The 18,292-nt window shown below is 71.5% G+C and carries 15 protein-coding genes; 3 read left to right on the plus strand and 12 right to left on the minus strand.

Features of this window, described 5'->3' with window-relative positions; all coding sequences use genetic code 11:
• Window positions 1-65: 65 nt before the first annotated feature.
• Window positions 66-1,421, plus strand: coding sequence for an MFS transporter (locus tag AC4BGB_RS06425; protein ID WP_490545805.1), 1,356 nt, complete (start codon window positions 66-68; stop codon window positions 1,419-1,421).
• Here the strand turns inward: AC4BGB_RS06425 and AC4BGB_RS06430 are convergent.
• The 12 genes from AC4BGB_RS06430 to AC4BGB_RS06485 all read right to left on the minus strand — a co-directional run bounded on the left by AC4BGB_RS06430 (window position 1,402) and on the right by AC4BGB_RS06485 (window position 16,187).
• Window positions 1,402-2,565 carry a cytochrome P450 gene (locus AC4BGB_RS06430; RefSeq protein ID WP_490545807.1) on the minus strand — a complete coding sequence of 388 codons (1,164 nt, stop codon included), beginning with the start codon at window positions 2,563-2,565 and terminating at the stop codon, window positions 1,402-1,404. The two genes, AC4BGB_RS06425 and AC4BGB_RS06430, sit on opposite strands and share 20 nt — an antisense overlap.
• Entirely contained in the window at window positions 2,537-2,950 is a 414-nt protein-coding gene (locus tag AC4BGB_RS06435; protein ID WP_490545808.1) for a cytidine deaminase, read from the minus strand. Before AC4BGB_RS06435 ends, AC4BGB_RS06430 begins: the two co-directional genes overlap by 29 nt.
• On the minus strand, window positions 2,947-4,206 hold the full coding sequence (locus AC4BGB_RS06440) for an ABC transporter permease (RefSeq protein WP_490545809.1): 1,260 nt from the start codon (window positions 4,204-4,206) through the stop codon (window positions 2,947-2,949). Before AC4BGB_RS06440 ends, AC4BGB_RS06435 begins: the two co-directional genes overlap by 4 nt.
• Window positions 4,203-5,306, minus strand: a complete 1,104-nt coding sequence (locus AC4BGB_RS06445; RefSeq protein ID WP_490545810.1) for an ABC transporter permease — start codon at window positions 5,304-5,306, stop codon at window positions 4,203-4,205. The genes AC4BGB_RS06440 and AC4BGB_RS06445 overlap by 4 nt, the downstream gene beginning before the upstream one ends.
• Entirely contained in the window at window positions 5,303-6,832 is a 1,530-nt protein-coding gene (locus tag AC4BGB_RS06450) for an ABC transporter ATP-binding protein (protein WP_490545811.1), read from the minus strand. The genes AC4BGB_RS06445 and AC4BGB_RS06450 overlap by 4 nt, the downstream gene beginning before the upstream one ends.
• A 96-nt stretch (window positions 6,833-6,928) precedes the next feature.
• A complete protein-coding gene (locus AC4BGB_RS06455; protein WP_490545812.1) occupies window positions 6,929-8,032 on the minus strand; it encodes a BMP family lipoprotein in 1,104 nt (367 codons plus the stop codon).
• Between the two features lie 103 nt (window positions 8,033-8,135).
• Window positions 8,136-9,341, minus strand: a complete 1,206-nt coding sequence (locus AC4BGB_RS06460) for an amidohydrolase (protein ID WP_490545813.1) — start codon at window positions 9,339-9,341, stop codon at window positions 8,136-8,138.
• A 35-nt stretch (window positions 9,342-9,376) separates the two neighbouring features.
• Window positions 9,377-10,456, minus strand: a complete 1,080-nt coding sequence (locus AC4BGB_RS06465; RefSeq protein WP_490545815.1) for a hypothetical protein — start codon at window positions 10,454-10,456, stop codon at window positions 9,377-9,379.
• Window positions 10,457-10,464: 8 nt separating this feature from the next.
• Entirely contained in the window at window positions 10,465-11,076 is a 612-nt protein-coding gene (locus tag AC4BGB_RS06470; RefSeq protein WP_490545817.1) for a hypothetical protein, read from the minus strand.
• 59 nt (window positions 11,077-11,135) lie between these two features.
• Window positions 11,136-12,152 (minus strand): methylmalonyl Co-A mutase-associated GTPase MeaB, encoded by a 1,017-nt coding sequence (meaB, locus tag AC4BGB_RS06475; RefSeq protein ID WP_490545818.1) that lies wholly within the window; start codon window positions 12,150-12,152, stop codon window positions 11,136-11,138.
• Window positions 12,153-12,162: 10 nt separating this feature from the next.
• Window positions 12,163-14,388, minus strand: coding sequence for a methylmalonyl-CoA mutase (scpA, locus tag AC4BGB_RS06480; RefSeq protein WP_490545820.1), 2,226 nt, complete (start codon window positions 14,386-14,388; stop codon window positions 12,163-12,165).
• Entirely contained in the window at window positions 14,385-16,187 is a 1,803-nt protein-coding gene (locus tag AC4BGB_RS06485) for a methylmalonyl-CoA mutase family protein (RefSeq protein WP_490545822.1), read from the minus strand. Before AC4BGB_RS06485 ends, scpA begins: the two co-directional genes overlap by 4 nt.
• A 117-nt stretch (window positions 16,188-16,304) precedes the next feature.
• Between AC4BGB_RS06485 and AC4BGB_RS06490 the strand changes: the two genes are divergently transcribed.
• The gene (locus AC4BGB_RS06490; RefSeq protein WP_490545824.1) at window positions 16,305-16,880 is read left to right on the plus strand and encodes a GNAT family N-acetyltransferase; all 576 of its coding nucleotides are present in this window, start codon (window positions 16,305-16,307) and stop codon (window positions 16,878-16,880) included.
• A 203-nt stretch (window positions 16,881-17,083) separates the two neighbouring features.
• On the plus strand, window positions 17,084-18,241 hold the full coding sequence (locus AC4BGB_RS06495) for a SpoIIE family protein phosphatase (protein ID WP_490546793.1): 1,158 nt from the start codon (window positions 17,084-17,086) through the stop codon (window positions 18,239-18,241).
• Window positions 18,242-18,292 lie beyond the last annotated feature (51 nt).

Raw genomic sequence — 18,292 nt, forward strand, 5'->3', positions numbered from 1 at the left:
AGCCCCGAACCTATCGCGGGGAGGTCGGTGCCCGACCCGCCCCGGCCACCCGGCAGGCTGCTCCCATGACGGTCGAGCCGGGGAGCGTGCGCGACGACCTGTTCGGCCCCGGCCAGCGCGCCGTCACGATCGGGATCGTGCTGCTGATCAGCATGGTCGCGTTCGAGAACATGGGCGTCGGCACCGCGATGCCCGCACTCGTGGCGGACCTCGGCTCGGTCTCGTCGTACGCCTGGCCGTTCGTCGCGTTCATCGCGACCAACGTGGTCGGGACCGTCCTCGGTGGCCGGTGGTGCGACGCCCGCGGACCCGCCGCCATGCTGATCGGCGCGCCGGCCGTGTTCGGTCTCGGCCTGCTGGTGGCCGGCACCGCGAGCACGATGGCCCAGCTCCTCGCGGGCCGGGTGCTCCAGGGACTCGGCGCCGGAGCACTCGGAGTCGCGGTCTACGTGCTGATCGCGCTGGTCTACCGCCCGCACGCCCGTCCGGCGGTCTTCGGGCTGACCTCCTCCGCGTGGGTGGTGCCCTCCCTGGTCGGCCCTCCCGTCTCCGCGGTGGTCACCGAGCGGCTCTCCTGGCACTGGGTGTTCCTGGGCCTGCTCCCCCTCGTCGTGCTCGCGGTGGCGCTCGTGGTCCCGGCGTCCCGGGGGCTCGGGGCACCCGCCGAGCCGCCACCCGTGCGGCCCGGCCTGGTCCCCGCCGCGGTCCTCGCAGCGGTGGCCGTGGCCGCGCTGAGCTGGTCGGGCCAGCACACGACGGTCCCCGGCCTGATCGTGGCCCTGGCTGCGATCGCGGCCCTGGTCCCCTCCCTGCGTCGGCTGCTCCCGCCGGGCTCGTTCGCCGCCCGCCCGGGGATCGCCGCCGTGGTGGCCGGCCGCGCCCTGATCGCGGGGGCCTTCTTCACCGCCACCGCCTACCTGCCGCTGATCCTCACCTCCACCCACGGGTGGTCCCTCACCGCCGCCGGCACCCCGCTCATCGTCGGCTCGCTGGGCTGGTCGGCTGCCTCCGCGTGGCAGGCACGGCACCCGCAGCTGTCCCGTCCACGACTGCTGCAGGTGGGGTTCGTCGCCCTCGCGGTCGGGCTCGGCGGGCTGCTGCTCGTGGCTCCGGCGTGGGGGCTGACCTGGCTGGCGCTGCCCACCGTGGGACTGGCGGGCATCGGGATGGGCCTCGGGTTCTCGGCGCTGTCCTTCCTGGTGCTCCAGGAGTCCGGCCCCGGGGAGGTCGGGTTCAACTCCTCCTCGGCCCAGCTCTCCGACCAGCTCTCCCAGGCGGTCTTCGTCGGCCTCGGCGGAGCCCTGCTGGTCGCCTTCGTCACCCCGGCGAGCGCGCTCACGCTGCTGCTCGTCGTGCTGGTGGCGCTGGCGGCGACCGGGGCCGTGGTGGCCCCCCGGACGGTCAGCCCGGGGAACCGCTGACCGTCACCTCGTGGAAGCCGCGCAGCACGAAGGTCCCACGGCTGCGGGGCTCACCGGCCAGGCCCAGGTCGGGGAACCTGGTGAACAGCGCCTCCAGCGACTCCACGAGCTCCATCCGCGCCAGCGGTGCGCCGAGGCAGAAGTGCAGGCCGGCACCGAAGGCGAGGTGCGGGTTCGGGTCGCGCGCCGGGTCGAAGGTGTCGGCGTCCTCGAAGACGGCCGGGTCCCGGTTGGCCGCTCCCAGGAGAGCGGCGATCTGCTGGCCCTCCTCGACCACCACGCCGCCGAGCTCCACCCTCTCGGTGGCCGTGCGCACGAACAGCTGCAGGGCGGAGTCGAAGCGCAGCATCTCCTCGACCGTCAGCGCGGTGTCGGCCGCCGGGCGCAGCCCGCGGGAGAGCAGCGCGACCAGCCCGTTGCCGAAGACGTTGACCGAGGCCTCGTGCCCGGCGTTGAGCAGCAGCACGACCGCGGCGACCAGCTCGTCGTCGCTCAGCCCCGCCGCGAGCAAGTCGGTGGTCAGGTCGTTGCCCGGCTCGGCGCGCCGGCGGGCAAGGTGCTCGCGCACGTGGTCGGCGAACTCGCCTGCCGCGAGCACGGCTGCGTCCACCACGGCGGCCGCCGGGTCGGGCTCGTACATCCGCACGATCGCCTGCGACCACGCCCTGAGCGCGGGCACGTCGGTGACCGAGAGTCCGATCAGCTCGGCGATGACCAGCACGGGCAGCGGCTCGGCGTACTCCCCGATCACGTCGAAGCCGGCCGGGTCCACGTCGTCGAGCAGCGACGCCGCCAGCGACTGCACGCGCGGCCGCAGCCGTTCCACGTGCCCGCGGTTGAACGCGCCGGCCACGGCACGCCGCAAGCGGGTGTGCTCGGGCGGCTCGTTCTCCATCATCTGGTTGCGGTGGAGCAGGTTGAACGGCTCCAGGTAGGCGGCCGGCTCGCGGTCGCGCCAGATCCGTCCCAGCCGGCGGTTGCGCAGCACGGCTCCGGCGGTGGCGTGGGAGAACGTCAGCCAGGCGTTGCTCGGTTCATGCCAGGCCACCTCGTGCAGCTCGCGCTCGGTGGCGAAGTACGGGTACGGGTCCGCGACGAGGTCGGCGGAGCCGAGGTCAAGCGAGGTCGTGGGGACCGAAAGCATCGGGAAGTACCTCATCCATTCGTCGTACACCGGAGACGGTGAGCAGCAGCAGGTCCGGGCCGCCGCTCTCCATCAGCAGCTGCCGGCACCGCCCGCAGGGCATGATCACCTCGTCGAGCCCGTTGACGCACACCGCGTGGGTGAGCCGCCCGCCGCCGGTGACGTGCAGCTGGGAGACCATCCCGCACTCCGCGCACAGGGCGACGCCGTAGGCCGCGTTCTCCACGTTGCAGCCGACCACCACGCGGCCGTCGTCGACGAGCGCTGCGGCGCCGACGCGGTAGCGGGAGTACGGCGCGTAGGCGTGCGTCGCCGCCTCCACCGCGCGGGCCTTGAGGGAGTCCCAGTCGAACTCCTCGCCGAGCTCCTGGCCGACCGCGCTCATCCCGCCGACCCCTTCCGGTAGACGACTCCGTCCGCCGCGGGCATGCGTAGTCGCTGGGAGAAGAACGCCAGCACGAGCAGCGTGGTCAGGTAGGGCGCCATCGTGGTGAACTCGCTGGGCACCACGTCGGTGAGGAGGTACCACGCCAGGAAGACGGCACCGAAGACCAGCGTGGTGACCGCGGAGCGGCGCGAGCCGCGCACCAGCTGGTAGATCGCGAACGCCACGAGCAGCAGCGCCAGCACCAGCAGCAGCGCGTGCACCGACACCGTCCCCTGGCGGAACGGGAGCGCCTGGGTGTAGCCGAACAGCGTCGAGCCCATGAACAGGCCGGTCGGGCGCCAGTTGCCGAAGATCATCGCCGCGAGGCCGATGTAGCCGCGCCCACCGGTCTGTCCGACCTGGAAGCCCGAGGACGACACCAGCGCGAGGTAGGCCCCGCCGAGCCCGGCGAGCCCGCCGGAGATGAGCACCGCGATGAACTTGTAGCGGTAGACGTTGACGCCCAGCGACTCCGCGGCGGCCGGGGCCTCTCCGCAGGAGCGCAGCCGAAGACCGAAGCGGGTGTGCCAGAGCACGTAGATGCTCCCGAAGATCAGCACCAGCCCGAGCAGCGTGAGCACCGAGAGGTTCTTGGTCAGCATCTCCACGACGCTGGCCAGGTCACTGACCAGGAACCAGTGCTTCTCCTCGATGGTGTTCATCGGGTCGGAGATGAAGGAGATGTTGATCCTCGGAGGGGTCGCCAGCGACGGTGACTGGGTCGGGCCTCCTCCGGGGAGCGCGGCGAAGAAGGTCTCGGCCATGAACCCGGTCAGGCCCGCCGCGATGATGTTGATGGCGACGCCGGAGACGATGTGGTCGACGCCGAACACGACCGTGGCCAGGGCGTGCAGCGCCCCGCCGAGGACGCCGAACAGCACCGCGCCCAGCACGCCGGCCACGATGCCGTAGTGGTAGGTGAAGTAGCCGGCTCCGATGGTGCCGACGATCATCATCCCCTCGAGGCCGATGTTGACCACGCCCGCGCGCTCGGCCCACAACCCACCGAGGCCCGCCAGGGCGATCGGCATCGCCGCGGTCAGGGTCACGGTCAGCGTCCCGGACGAGGTCAGCTCGTCGGCGCCGCTGATCACGCGCACCAAGGAGAGCAGGGCGAAGCCGGCGAGGACGTAGAGATAGATCCAGCGTCGGCGCTGCTTCTTCGCCTCCGGGGTCCGGACCGGGGGCAGCGGGGCAGCCGTGGCGGCGCTCATGACACGGGCTCCTTGGGCTTGGCGGTGGTGTCACCGGAGGCCAGCTGCGCGGCGACCGAGGCCTGCTCGTGCCGGACCCGGTAGCGGCGTACGACCTCGTAGGCGATCACCACCGCGATCACGATCACGCCCTGGGTGACGGCCACGATGTCCGGCGACACGCCGACCAGGATGTTGAGCAGGTTGGCCTGCTCGCTGAGGAAGGCGAAGATCAGCGCCCCGAAGGCGATCCCGACAGGGTGGTTGCGACCGAGCAGGGCCACCGCGATGCCGGAGAACCCGATGCCTGCCTGGAACGAGGACCCGTAGTTGTGCGCGTCGCTGAACAGGGTCGGCATCCCGATCAGGCCCGCCACGGCTCCGGAGATCAGCATCGAGATCACGATCATCTTCTTGACGTTCACCCCACTGGCGACGGCCGCGCTCTCCGAGGCGCCGGCGGCCCGCAGGTTGAACCCGAACCGGGTGCGGTTGAGCAGCACCCAGAAGAGCACCCCGACCACCACGGCCAGCAGGGAGAGCCCGAAGAGCTTGGTGGGGCTGTCGCCGAAGATCGTGATGCCGCCGACCCAGCTCTCCTGCTCGATCGTCTTGGTGGAGCGGGAGTTGCCCGTCGTCGACCCGACCTTGCTCAGGCCGTAGGCCACCACCGAGAGCGCGATGGCGTTGAGCATGATCGTGGCGATCACCTCGCTGACGCCGCGCGTCGCGCGCAGCAGGCCGGCGATCCCGGCCCAGAGGGCGCCCGCGAGCATCGCGACCAGGACCGCCACGACGGTGTTCAGCTTGCCGGGCAGCCAGCTCGCGCCGGCGAAGGCCGCCGCGGCGAACGCCGCGACGCGGTACTGGCCCTCCACGCCGATGTTGAACAGGTTCATCCGGAAGCCGATGGCCGCGGCGACGCCGGAGATGTAGAGGATCGCGGAGGCGTTGAGGATGTTCACGATGTTGCGGCCCGCGGGCCAGGTGAGCAGCGTGCTCCAGAAGCCGGGCACGTCGTCCCCGCTGACCAGCAGGACCAGGCTGGAGATCAGGGCCGCGACGACCAGGGCCAGCACGGGGGCGGCCAGCCCCAGTGCCGCTCGCTTGAACAGGCTCATCGGTCCGCCTCTGCTCCGGTCATCGCCGAGCCGAGCTCCTGCGGGGTGACGTCCTGGGGGTCGAAGGTGCCCACGAGCCGGCCGCGCAGTAGCACCTGGATGGTGTCGGAGAGGCCGATCAGCTCGTCGAGGTCCGCGGAGATCAGGAGGACGGCGAGGCCTTCGCGACGTGCGTCCTTGATGTGGCCCCAGATCTGGGCCTGCGCGCCGACGTCGACGCCCCGGGTGGGGTGCGAGGCGATCAGCAGCACCGGGTCGCCACTCATCTCGCGCCCGACGATGAACTTCTGCTGGTTGCCGCCGGAGAGCGCCCGGGCCGTGGTCTCGATGCTGGGGGTGCGGACGTCGTACTGCTCCACGATGCGGGCGGCGTCGGTGCGGGCACCCCGGGGGTTCAGCCACGGCCCCTTCACCGAAGGCTCACGGGTCTGGTGGCCCAGGATGCGGTTCTCCCACAGCGGCGAGTCGAGCAGCAGGCCGTGACGCTGGCGGTCCTCGGGGATGTAGCCGATGCCGGCGGCGCGACGCTCTCCGGTGGACCAGCCGCTGATGTCCTCCTCGCCGAGGCGGACCGTGCCGCTCAGCGGGTGCCGCATGCCGATCAGGGTCTCGACGAGCTCGGTCTGCCCGTTGCCCTCGACTCCGGCGATGCCCAGGACCTCCCCGGCGTGGATGTCGAAGCCGATGTCGGCGAGCTCGGTGCGGCCGTTGGCGTCGCGCAGCTCGATGTCGCGGACCGAGAGCAGGACCCGGTCGGTGACCGTGGACTCCTCGGTGCTGGGTGAGGGGAGCTCGCTGCCGACCATCAGCTCGGCCAGCTTGCGCGAGGACACGTCGGCGGGCTTGACCGACGCCACGGTGGTGCCGCGGCGGATCACCGTGATCTCGTCGGCGACCGCGAGGACCTCGTCGAGCTTGTGCGAGATGAAGATCAGCGTGTGCCCCTGCTCCTTGAGCTGGCGCAGGTTGGCGAACAGCGCGTCGACCTCCTGCGGCACGAGGACGGCGGTGGGCTCGTCGAGGATGATTATCCGCGCGCCCCGGTACAGCACCTTGAGGATCTCCACCCGCTGCCGTTCACCGACACCCAGCGACTCCACCAGCTCGTCGGGGTCGAGGCCGAAGCCGTAGCGCTGCGAGATGGCGAGGATCTCCGCCCGCGCGGCCTCACCGATGCCGTGGAGCTTCTCGGCCCCCAGCGTGACGTTCTCGAGCACGGTCAGGTTGTCGGCCAGCATGAAGTGCTGGAAGACCATCCCGATCCCCTCGGCGATGGCGTCGGCCGGGGTGGAGAAGGTGACCTGCTTACCGTTGACGCTGATGGTGCCGTCGTCGGGCTTCTGCACGCCGTACAGGATCTTCATCAGCGTGGACTTGCCCGCGCCGTTCTCCCCGACCAGGGCGTGGATCGTGCCCGTCTTGATGGTGATGTCGACGTCGTGGTTGGCGATGACGCCGGGGAAGCGCTTGCCGATCCCCCGCAGCTCGATCGCCTCTGCCGTGAGGCTCGAAGCGCTGCTCGACACGGTTCCCTCCCTAGGTGCTGCGCCTGACGCACAGGTGCCCGGGCGACAACCTAGCCTGTCGCCCGGGCCCTGCTTCAACGGTGGTTGCCGGTCAGGTCACTTGACCTTGGCGGGGTCGGTCGGGACGACGATCTCGCCGCTCTTGATCTTCTCCGCGGCGGCGTCGATCTGCTCCGAGACGTCGTCGACGAAGCCACCGGACTTGGAGTAGCCGACACCGTCGATCTTCAGGTCGTAGTTCTTGAAGCCGGGCTGCACGTCCTCGTCAGCGTTCGCCTTGACGTAGTCGAAGACCGCCGTGTCGATGCGCTTGAGCATCGAGGTGAGCATGTGCTTCTTCTGCGACTCGTCGACGGTGAGGTACTGGTCGGAGTCGACGCCGATGGCCCAGTTGCCCTCGCCCGCGGCCTCGACCGCGTCGAAGACACCGAGGCCGGACTTGCCGGCAGCGTGGTAGACGATGTCCGCGCCGGACTCGTACATGGCGGTCGCCGCGTCCTTGCCGCCGGTCGGGTTCTCGTAGCCGGTCTCGCCGTCGTTCGGGTCCTCGGTGAGGTACTGGACGTCGATCTTGATGGCCGGGTCCACGGACTTCACACCCGCGGCGTAGCCGGCCTCGAACTTCTTGATCAGGTCGCCGTGCGTGCCGCCGACGAAGCCGACGTGCTTGGCCTTCGACTTCAGCGCCGCGGCCACACCGACCAGGTAGGAACCCTGCTCCTCGGCGAAGACCAGGTCGGTCAGGTTCGCCAGGGGCTTCTTCGGCAGCGTGGTGCTGTAGCCGTCGATCACCGAGAACTTGGTGTCGGGGTACTCCGCGGCCACGGTGGCGGCAGCAGGCGAGTAGATGAACCCGACCGCGACGATGGGGTTGTAGCCGCCCTCGGCCAGGGTCCGGAGACGCTCGGCGCGAATGGTGTCGTTCTCCTTGGGCGCAGCCTTGGCCTCGGTGCAGGTGGCGCCGAGGTCGTCGACGGCCTTCTCCACGCCCTTGTAGGCGGAGTCGTTGAACGACTGGTCGCCGCGACCGCCGACGTCGTAGGCCAGCCCGATCTTGGGTCCGTCGCCCTTGGCCGCCTTGCAGACGTCGGCAGCGGCCTTGGAACCGCTGTTCCCGGACTCGTTGCCACTGCTGCCACAACCGGCGAGGGTCAGTGCGCTCACCATTGCTACTGCCGCGATCTTGCTGAACCTACGCAAGATGCCTCCTTGATCTTGGTGTGCCTCGGCGGCACGGGATGGCGGCACCATATGCGAGCAGGCCGGGTCGCTCCTACTTGGCGCACACCGAACGGGGGAACCGTTATGCGTCGGTGACCATGGAGTTGAGGGCGGCGGCCGCGAGCACGCCGGCACCGACCGAAATGGCCCGTTCGTCCACGCGCAGGTCTCCCTGGTGCAGGTCGTAGGTGGGTCCACCCGGTGTCCGGGTGCCCAGCCGGGCCATCGCGCCGGGCACGCTCTCGAGGTACCACGCGAAGTCCTCGCCGCCGAGGCTCTGCGAGGTGGCGACGTGTGCACTGGAGCCGAGGACGACGTCGATCGCGCGACCGAGCAGCAGGGTCGAGCGGTGCTCGTTGACCACCGGGGGCACGCCCCGCACGTAGGTGACCACCGCGTCCACGCCGTACGGCTCCACGATCTGGTCGATCGTGTCGCGGATCAGCTTCTCCGCGTCGGCCCAGGCGACCGCGTCGAGCATCCGGACGGTGCCGCCCGCGCGGCCGGTCGCCGGGATCACGTTGACCGCCGAGCCCGACCGCACGATCCCCCACACGACGCTGACGCCGGCACGTGGGTCCAGGCGCCGGGACAGTACGGCGGGCAGCTCGGTGACCAGCTTGCCGAGGGCGAAGGTCAGGTCCTCGGTCAGGTGCGGACGCGAGGTGTGACCGCCCTTCCCGGAGAGGAGCACGTCGAGCGAGTCGGCGGCGCCGGTGAGCGGACCCTCACGCAGGCCCACGGTGCCGACGTCGAGGCCGGGATCGGCATGGAGGCCGAAGATGCGGTCCACCCCGTCGAGGGCACCCGCCTCGATCGACATCAGGGCTCCGCCCGGCATGATCTCCTCGGCCGGCTGGAAGACCAGTCGCACCCTGCCCGGCAGCTCGTCGCGCACAGCGGCCATGGCCAGCCCGGCCCCGAGGAGCGCGGCTGCGTGCACGTCGTGCCCGCAGGCGTGGGCGACCCCGGAGACGGTGCTCCGCCACGGGTCGGAGGTCAGGTCCTCGACCGGCAGGGCATCCAGGTCGGCGCGCAGGGCGACGACGGGACCGGTCCCCGAGCCGATGTCGACGACGAGCCCGTTGCGGGGCAGCGGCCGGGGCACGAGCCCGGCCTCGTCGAGCCGCTTGGCGATCACGGCCGTCGTACGTTCCTCGGCCCACGACAGCTCCGGGTGGGCGTGCAGGTCGCGACGGAACTCGATCAGGGACTCGGACTGGGCCTCGACCCCGTCGAGCACCGTGCGCAGCAGCCTGGACACGTCAGCGTTGGGAGCGGAGGTCACGACGGTCAAGCCTATCGGCCCCCGACGGGCAGCGCTCAGGAGACTCCGCTGACGCGAGACTGGACCTCGATCACCGGGATCTCGGTGACCGCGGACATCGTCTTGGCCTCCAGCTCCCCACCGGGACCGGCGTTGCTGGTCCACGTGGCGCCCCAGCCCGTGGTGGCCTGCACCGGGAACCCGCCCGGGTAGGCGAAGGAGCTGGACGGGAAGACGAGCACGCAAGCCGACGCCGGGTCGACGCCGGGGGCGTAGGCCGTGCGCGCCTGGGCGGCGGTGCAGCCACCGGTCACGACGGGGCTGCTCACGGTCATCCCGCCGGGCCGCGCGGTGACCGTGACGCTGACTCCCGCCGCCTCCGCGGTGACCTCGCGCACCTCGACCGCCGCCGGGTCCCGGGTCCACAGCCAGGTGGGCAGGTTGACCAGCGTCGCGTCGTCGGCCGCGGCGAGGTGGGGGTTCCACTCCAGCGCCGGCTGCTTGAGGTCCATCACCTCGTAGGCGTAGGCGGCCAGGTCCTCGTCGGAGACCGCGGGCGGTGGCTGCTGGCCGGTGGGGAACGCCCGCCAGCTCATCAGCACGGGTCCGAACGGGCCCTCGGCGACCGGGGTTCCGCAGGCCTGGGCGACCTTGCCGGTGTCGGCGGCGTAGTTGTCGTCGCCCGGCTTGCCGCCCACGGCGCCGTCGCGCACCTGGAGGCTGTAGAACGTGAGTTCCTCGCCGTCAGCGGCGCGGCGGATGATGTCCTTGAAGTACGCCTCGGAGGGCATCGCGAGCGTGCCGGTGGCCGCGTGCCCGGTGAGCCAGGGCCGGACCTTCTCGGTGTAGTACTTCTGCACTGCCTCCGGGTCGCTGGTGTCGACCGAGCCCGGGTCGAGCAGGGTGGTGGACAGGTCCTCCCACCAGCACATCGGGGGCGGGCCGGGCACCGAGCCCACGAGCGACTGGCTCACGTCGCCGGACAGGCTGACCTGCACCTTGGCGCCGTAGCCGCCCTCGGTCGCGGTGCCGCCGTTGCCGGCGTACGCGGGCGCGGAGCCCAGCGCCGCCGCGACCAGAGCCGCGACGCCGGCAGCGGCGCCGGCCAGGAACCTGGTGGGACGTCTCGTCGTCATCGCACTCCTCATGCCTGGCACCCGTTCTCCCCCACGACCTCCGCCGACACCACCCGCCAGCTGCCCCCGGCCTTGGCCAGGATGCCGGCGAAGTTGTAGAACGGCGTGGGCTGCTCGGCCGGACGCCCCTCGGCGTCACGGTCGATCGACTTGTTCTCCCCGCAGCTGTTCAGGGTCGCACTGTTGCCCTCGATCTTGATGTCGCTGACGCCGAACTTGGTGTCCCCGACGGTGCGCAGCTTCTTGGCCTTGAGGTGGGCGACGTAGCGCACCACGTCGGTGGCGGCCTTGCCCGCTGCCACCGACCCGAGCGCCGGGTCCACCTCGGCCTGGTGGTAGCTGCTCGAGCGTGCGTCCCAGTAGGCGAACCAGGCCTGCGCGACGGCCTCCTCCTCGGGGGTGGTGGCCTTGACGCTCCCCCGGATGGCCTCGTTGCCCTCGTCGTCGAAGGGGCGGGTGTCCTCACCGCCGGGCTCGTCGGCCGGGGGCTTCTGCGACGTGCTCGGGCCCTCGTCGCTCACCGGCCCCAGGGAGCTCTTGTCCTCCGAGTCCCCGCATCCAGCCAGGGTCAGGGAGAGGCCGAGCACCACGGACAGGGCCGCCAACGGCGTACGGCGCATAGGTCCTCCCCGGTCTGCTAAGCGGTGGAAGCGCATAATAGCGACAAAGCAGGACCGGCTCAGCCACGGTCCGCGTCGTAGGCGGCCACCAGCCGGTCCGCGGCCAGCGGAGCGGTCAGCTCCCCGGCCAGCAACGCGCGGCGTACGTCGTCGCGGATCGCCCGCACCCCCGGCGAGCGGCGCAGCCGCTGCGCGAGCTCGTCGCGCACCAGGGCCCAGGTGAACTCCAGCTGCTGCTCGGCCCGCTTGTCGGCGATCCCCTGCTCCCCCAGCGCCTCACGGTGCGCCAGCACCCGCGACCACACCGTGTCCACGTCGGTGCCGTGCAGGCCGGAGCAGGTGAGCACCGGCGGCACCCAGCCGTCTCCCGAGGAGTGCACCAGCCGCAGCGCGCCGGCCAGCTCCTTGGCCGCGGAGCGCGCCTCTACGGCCCGGTCGCCCTCCTCCCCCGGGTTGGTGCCGGGGTCGGCCTTGTTCACGGCGATCACGTCGGCGATCTCGAGGATCCCCTTCTTGATGCCCTGGAGCTGGTCGCCGGTGCGCGCGATGGTCAGGAACAAGAAGGTGTCCACCATCCCCGCGACCGTCACCTCCGACTGCCCGACGCCCACGGTCTCCACGAGGACGACGTCGTACCCGGCGGCCTCGAGCACCACCATGGCCTGGGTGGTGGCGCGGGCGACGCCACCGAGGGTCCCGGCCGTGGGCGAGGGCCGGATGTAGGCGGCAGGGTTGGCCGCGAGCTCGGGCATCCGGGTCTTGTCGCCGAGCACGGAGCCGCCGGTGCGGGTCGAGGACGGGTCCACCGCCAGCACCCCGACCGTGAGGCCGAGGTCGGCGATCAGGTGCTTGCCGAGGGTCTCGATGAAGGTGGACTTGCCGACACCGGGGACCCCGGAGATCCCCACCCGGATCGCCGGCGACCGCTCGGCACCGACCGGGTCGGTCAGCTCGGTGAGCAGCTCCCTGGCGGCCTGCTGGTGGTCCTGGCGCGCGGACTCCACCAGCGTGATCGCCCGGGAGACCGCCGCTCGCTTCCCCGCCCTGACCCCCTGCACCAGGGCGGCGACGTCCACGGCAGCAGCCTCAGCTGCTCTCGACACCCTCGGTCACCGGCTGGTGGCCCAGCTGGGCGGCGAGCCGCTCCAGCAGGTCGAGGGCGGCCTCGCTGATCACGGTGCCCGGACCGAACACCGCCGCGGCGCCCATCTCCTGGAGCGTCGGGACGTCGTCAGGCGGGATCACGCCACCCACGACGACCATCACGTCCTCGCCACCGAGGTCCGCGAGGGCCTCCTTGAGCGCAGGCACCAGCGTGAGGTGGCCCGCGGCCAGCGAGTTGACGCCGACGATGTGGACGTCGGCGTCGACCGCCTGCTGGGCGACCTCCTCGGGGGTGGAGAACAGCGGGCCCACGTCGACGTCGAAGCCCATGTCGGCGAACGCGGTGACGATGACCTTCTGGCCGCGGTCGTGGCCGTCCTGGCCCATCTTGGCGACCAGGATCCGGGGCCGCCGGCCCTCGTCCTCGGCGAACTTCTCGGTCGCGGCGAGGACCTTCTGCATCGACTCGTTGGTGCCGGACTCGCGCTTGTACACACCCGAGATGGTACGGATCACGGCGCGGTGGCGGCCGTACACCTTCTCGAGCGCCTCGGAGATCTCACCGACCGTGGCCTTGGCGTGCGCGGCCTCCACGGCGAGCGCGAGCAGGTTGCCGTCGAGCGAGCCGTGGACGTGGCCGTCCTCGGCGGAGCGGGTGAGCGCGTTCAGGGTGCGCTCGACCGCCTCGGGGTCGCGCTCCTCGCGCAGCCGCTCGAGCTTGGCGAGCTGCTGGCGGTAGACACTGGCGTTGTCGACCTTCAGCACATCGAGCTTGTCCTCGTCGGCGAGCCGGTAGGTGTTCACCCCGACCAGCTTCTGCGCGCCGGAGTCCAGTCGCGCCTGGGTACGGGCGGCGGCCTCCTCGATACGCATCTTCGGCAGGCCCTCCTCGATGGCCTTGGCCATCCCGCCGGCCTTCTCGACCTCGCTGATGTGCGCCCAGGCGCGCTCGGCGAGGTCGTGGGTGAGCCGCTCCACGTAGTAGGAGCCGGCCCAGGGGTCGATGATCCCGGTGGTCCCGGACTCCTGCTGCAGCAGCAGCTGGGTGTTGCGCGCGATCCGGGCCGAGAAGTCCGTCGGCAGGGCGATCGCCTCGTCGAGGGCGTTGGTGTGCAGCGACTGGGTGTGCCCCTGGGTCGCGGCCATCGCCTCGATGCAGGTCCGCTGCACGTTGTTGAACACGTCCTGGGCGGTGAGCGACCAGCCCGAGGTCTGGCTGTGCGTGCGCAGCGAGAGCGACTTGGCGTTCTGCGGCTCGAACTGGCTCACCAGCCGGGCCCACAGGGCCCGGGCGGCGCGCATCTTGGCGACCTCCATGAAGAAGTTCATCCCGATGGCCCAGAAGAAGCTCAGCCGTGGGGCGAACTGGTCGATCGTGAGCCCCGCCTCCAGCCCCGCGCGGATGTACTCCACGCCGTCGGCGAGGGTGTAGGCGAGCTCGAGGTCGGCCGTCGCCCCGGCCTCCTGGATGTGGTAGCCGGAGATCGAGATCGAGTTGTAGCGCGGCATCTTCTGCGAGGTGTAGCCGAAGATGTCGCTGATGATCCGCATGCTCGGCTGCGGCGGGTAGATGTAGGTGTTGCGGACCATGAACTCCTTGAGGATGTCGTTCTGGATCGTCCCCGTGAGCTGCTCCGGCTTCACCCCCTGCTCCTCGGCCGCGGCGATGTAGAGCGCCAGCACCGGCAGCACCGCACCGTTCATCGTCATGCTGACGCTCATCTCGTCGAGGGGAATGCCCTCGAAGAGCGTGCGGGCGTCGTAGATCGAGTCGATCGCCACGCCGGCCATGCCCACGTCGCCGCGCACCCGCGGGTGGTCGGAGTCGTAGCCGCGGTGGGTCGCGAGGTCGAAGGCGACCGAGAGGCCCTTCTGGCCGGCCGCGAGGTTGCGGCGGTAGAAGGCGTTGGACTCCTCGGCGGTGGAGAACCCGGCGTACTGGCGCACGGTCCACGGCTGGGTGGTGTACATCGTGGGATAGGGACCGCGCAGGAACGGCGCGAGACCGGGGTAGGTGTCCAGCGCGTCGAGGCCCTCGAGGTGCTCGGGACCGTAGACCGGCAGGATGCCGATCCCCTCGGGCGACTCCCAGGCGTCGCCCTGGGTCCGGGCTGAGTCCTGAGCCGGGGCGTCCTGGGCCGGGGCGGTGTCCTGCGCGGCCACCTCGCCGGCGAGCGGCAGGCCGGCGAAGCTCTCGGGGATGCTCATCGCGTCAGCTTCTCTCTGGTGCGGGTCAAGAAGTCGAGCGCGTCGACCCCTGTCGCACACGTGTCGTCGGTGTCCACACCCTCGACGGGCTTGCCCGCCAGGATGACCCAGTCGGCCCCGGCCTCGCGCAGCGCGCTCGCGAGCTCGGCGCCCCACTCGGCGTACGCCTTGTCGTGGCCCACCAGGCAGACCACGGACTGGCCCCCCTCGGGGCCGGTGAAGTCCTCGATCACGGCGGCCACGTCGTCGTGGCGACCGGCGTTGACCACGTCGATGCCACCGGCGGCGAACAGGTTGGTGGCGAAGCTCGCCCGGGCGGTGTGGGCGGCGATGGTGCCCATCGTCGCCAGGAACACCTTGTCGGGGGCGGGCTCGTCACGCAGCGCCTCGAAGGCCGCACCGTAGGCGCGGACCGGCAGCGCCTCCTCGGCGTACGGCGCCCGCTGCGGCAGCGTCTCGTGCAGGTTGGGGAACTCGCTGAGACCGGTGATCGGTCGCTTGCGCTGCGCGATCTGCTGGTCGCGCACGGTGACCACCTCGTCGATGCGCGCCTTCAGGGAGCCGTCCTCGAGGGCGGCGAGCACGCCACCGGCCGACTCGATCCGGCCGAGCTCCTCCCAGCCCGCGACCGCGAGGTCGTCGGTGAGCTTCTCCACCGCGAACGAGCCACCGGCCGGGTCCGCCACCTTGGCCACGTGCGACTCCTCGACCAGCAGGGTCGAGGTGTTCCGGGCGATCCGGCGCGCGAAGGCGTCCGGCAGGCCGAGCCGCGCGTCGAAGGGCAGCACGGTGACCGCGTCGGCCCCGCCCACCCCGGCAGCGAAGGCGGCCACGCAGGTGCGCAGCATGTTCACCCAGGGGTCGTACTTGGTCATCATCGGCCGGGACGTGACCGCGTGCAGCGTCATGTTCCTGCTGGTCGGCGAGGCGCCGCTGAGCTCGAGCATCCGGGCCCAGAGCCGGCGTACGGCACGCAGCTTGGCGATGGTCTCGAACTGCTCGTCGGTCGCGGCGAGCCGGAACTCCACCAGCTGCGCGGCGTCGTCGACCTCGATCCCGGCGGTGGTCAGGACCCGCAGGTAGTGGGCGCCCACGGCCAGCACGTAGCCGAGCTCCTGCACGTCGGACCCGCCCAGGTCGTGCACGGCGGTGCCGTCGACGACGAGCGCCCTGCACCCCAGCCGTCGGGCCAGCGTCGCTGCCTCGGTGACCTGGGAGGCATCGGCACCGGGTACGCCGCGCACGGCCGCACCGACGGGGTCGACGCCGAGGTTCGTCCCGGGGGCCAGGGTGGTGCCCTCGGCCAGGGCGGCGAAGGCCTCTGCCGCGGCGAGGGGGTCGGAGGGTGCGTCGAGGACCACCGGGGCCGCGTCGAGCAGGACTCCCGAGAGCACGGCGGGGAGGTCGGAGACGTCGATGCCGGTGGCGCCGAGCTGGAGCCACAGCGACGTCGCGCCGTTCTCCAGGTCGGTCAGCCCGGCCGCGTGGGCCGCTCCGGCGTCCGGGTCAGCGAGCAGGGCACGGACGTCCCAGCCGTCACCGCGCTCCGGGGGGCGGACGGGCTCGGGGAGGTCGGCGACCAGCGCCGGGGTGCCCAGCGGGGTGACCGCGATCCCGTCGAGCGTGGAGCGGATGAGCGCGGCCCACACGGCGTCGTCGGGGTCGTCGTCACTGAGCCGGCGGGCCTTGCGCAGCACTGCCGCGGCCGCCTGCTCCCACTCGCTGACGTCGTGCTCCTGGCCCTGGGCCAGGGCGAGATGGGAACCGTCGGCCTCGGCCGGCCCGGAAGAGCTGCTCATGGGCGAAGGATACGAACTGCCCTCCCGAACCCACCACCCACTGTGACAATGGCCTCTCCCGACCCGCGCCAACCCGGTCCTCGCGGGCATGACCCGGCCCAGCCTCGCGAGGTGCAGATGACCAGTCGCATGATCAGCGGGGACGGCATCGGACTGCGGCCACCGGTCGCCGCCGACCGCCAGCGCTGGCTCGAGCTGTTGGAGGACCCGGAGCAGACGAGGTTCGCGACGCCCTGCTTCATCAGGCCGCCGAGCTCGGTCCAGGACCTCGATGCGCGGATCGCCCAGGCGACCCGGCAGTTCGCTGCCGGTGAGCCGTCCACCCTCACCGTCGTGGAGGGCGACGACCCGGCGCTGGTGGGGATCGTCGACTGGCGACGGCACGCCCCGGCGCCCCTGCGGGTCTGCGAGATCGGGTACTCCATCCATCCCGATGCCCGTGGGCGCGGTCTGGGCCGCCGGGCGGTGGCGGCCTTCGCCCGGTGGCTGACCCTGGACCGGGACGGTCCCCGCCAGGCGCGGGTCCAGCTCGACCACAGTGTCGAGAACCTCGCCTCGTGCCGGGTCGCGACGGCCGCGGGCCTCGCCGAGGAGGGGATACGCCGGGGCTACCTCCCGCTGCCGGACCCGGCTGCCCCGGGCGGCGTACGGCGCCACGACGTCTGCCTGCACGGCCGCCCGGCCGCCGAGTGAGCCACGGAGTGAGACACCGCCGGCCTCGCGGCTAGACCACTTGTCCTGCTCGGGCGCCGTGCGGCGGTGGGCCGACTACGGTTCTGGCACCGGTCGGAGGAAGGGTCGAGCATGCGCAGGTGGCGAGGCGTCGCAGTGCTGCTGCAACCCGGGGCGAGTCGTGCGCGCCCCCGTCCCCACCAGCCCCCTACCCTCATCCGGTGATGGACGGGCTCCGGCGTTATCTTGTCGACCCCGTGGCCACCTGGCGCACGGGCAGCTCGCAGAGCCAGGCGATGACCTTGGTCGCTCTGCTCGCCGGCGTGGTGCTGTGCTTCGGCGTCTCGATCGTCGAGTACTCGGTGATGCCGTTGACGACGTACTTCATCTGGCTGCTGCTCGGCATGATGCTGCTGCGCTTCGTCCCGCTGATCTTCCTGACCCTGGTCACCGTCAGCGCGGCAGTGGGCGCCGTGCTGCTCCACCCGCCGATGAGCTTGCCGCGGATCACCGGACTGATCACGCTGCTCGTGTGCGTGCTCCTGATCCTGTTCGCCTCCGGCCGTCGCCGGACCGGCCTGCCGGGTCCGGTCAGCGACGCGATGCTCAACGACCTGCGCGACCGGTTGCAGTCCCAGGGCAAGATCCCGGACCTCCCCGAGGGCTGGCGCTCGCACTCGGCGATGATCGCGGCCGACGACGTGGGTTACGGCGGCGACTTCCTGGTGGCGCACTGCAGCGACGAGGCCAGGCAGCTGGAGCTGATCCTGGTCGACGTCACCGGCAAGGGCGTCAAGGCGGCCTCTCGCGCGCTGCAGTTCGGCGGCGCCCTCGGCGGGCTGATCGGAGCGCTCCCGCCCCAGGGGCTCTTCGCCGCCGCCAACGACTTCCTGCTCCGGCAGAACTCCGACGACACGTTCGCCACGGCGGTGCACGTGCTGCTCGACCTCGAGACCGGCAGCTACCAGCTCAGCAGCGCGGGCCACCCGCCGGCGCTGGTGTGGTCCGGCGAGGAGCGCGCCTGGCGGATCGACCCGGCGCGCGGTACCGCCCTGGGGATCGTGCCGCGACCCGAGATGGTGATGAGCAGCGGGAAGCTGCTCCCCGGGGACGCCTTGATGTTCTACACCGACGGGGTGGTGGAGTCGCGGTCCGAGCACCTCGACGTAGGAGTGGCGTGGCTCCAGGACGTCGCCGAGAAGGCGGTGGCCCGCGGGTTCGACGGCGCCGCCGACCGGATCATCGCCAAGGTCTCGCAGGGCAACGACGACCGCGCGCTGCTGATCATCGAGCACCTGCCGGCGACCGGCATGAGCGACGCCGACGCGCCCGCGAGGCGGGTCGCAGCCGGGTCCCAGCCGGGCCGCAACAGCACGGTGTGATGAACACCACCCCCGTTTCGCCCGCCTGAGAGGTCCCTGAAGGCCTCCAGG

This window comes from Nocardioides sp. Z30_9, assembly GCF_058215735.1.

Bases quoted from the DNA above. Each gene is read 5' to 3' on its own strand.
- AC4BGB_RS06425 (WP_490545805.1), top strand. From the start codon at position 66: ATGACGGTCGAGCCGGGGAGCGTGCGCGACGACCTGTTCGGCCCCGGC.
- AC4BGB_RS06430 (WP_490545807.1), bottom strand. From the start codon at position 2,565: ATGCTTTCGGTCCCCACGACCTCGCTTGACCTCGGCTCCGCCGACCTC.
- AC4BGB_RS06435 (WP_490545808.1), bottom strand. From the start codon at position 2,950: ATGAGCGCGGTCGGCCAGGAGCTCGGCGAGGAGTTCGACTGGGACTCC.
- AC4BGB_RS06440 (WP_490545809.1), bottom strand. From the start codon at position 4,206: ATGAGCGCCGCCACGGCTGCCCCGCTGCCCCCGGTCCGGACCCCGGAG.
- AC4BGB_RS06445 (WP_490545810.1), bottom strand. From the start codon at position 5,306: ATGAGCCTGTTCAAGCGAGCGGCACTGGGGCTGGCCGCCCCCGTGCTG.
- AC4BGB_RS06465 (WP_490545815.1), bottom strand. From the start codon at position 10,456: ATGACGACGAGACGTCCCACCAGGTTCCTGGCCGGCGCCGCTGCCGGC.
- AC4BGB_RS06470 (WP_490545817.1), bottom strand. From the start codon at position 11,076: ATGCGCCGTACGCCGTTGGCGGCCCTGTCCGTGGTGCTCGGCCTCTCC.
- scpA (WP_490545820.1), bottom strand. From the start codon at position 14,388: ATGAGCATCCCCGAGAGCTTCGCCGGCCTGCCGCTCGCCGGCGAGGTG.
- AC4BGB_RS06485 (WP_490545822.1), bottom strand. From the start codon at position 16,187: ATGAGCAGCTCTTCCGGGCCGGCCGAGGCCGACGGTTCCCATCTCGCC.
- AC4BGB_RS06490 (WP_490545824.1), top strand. From the start codon at position 16,305: ATGACCAGTCGCATGATCAGCGGGGACGGCATCGGACTGCGGCCACCG.
- AC4BGB_RS06495 (WP_490546793.1), top strand. From the start codon at position 17,084: ATGGACGGGCTCCGGCGTTATCTTGTCGACCCCGTGGCCACCTGGCGC.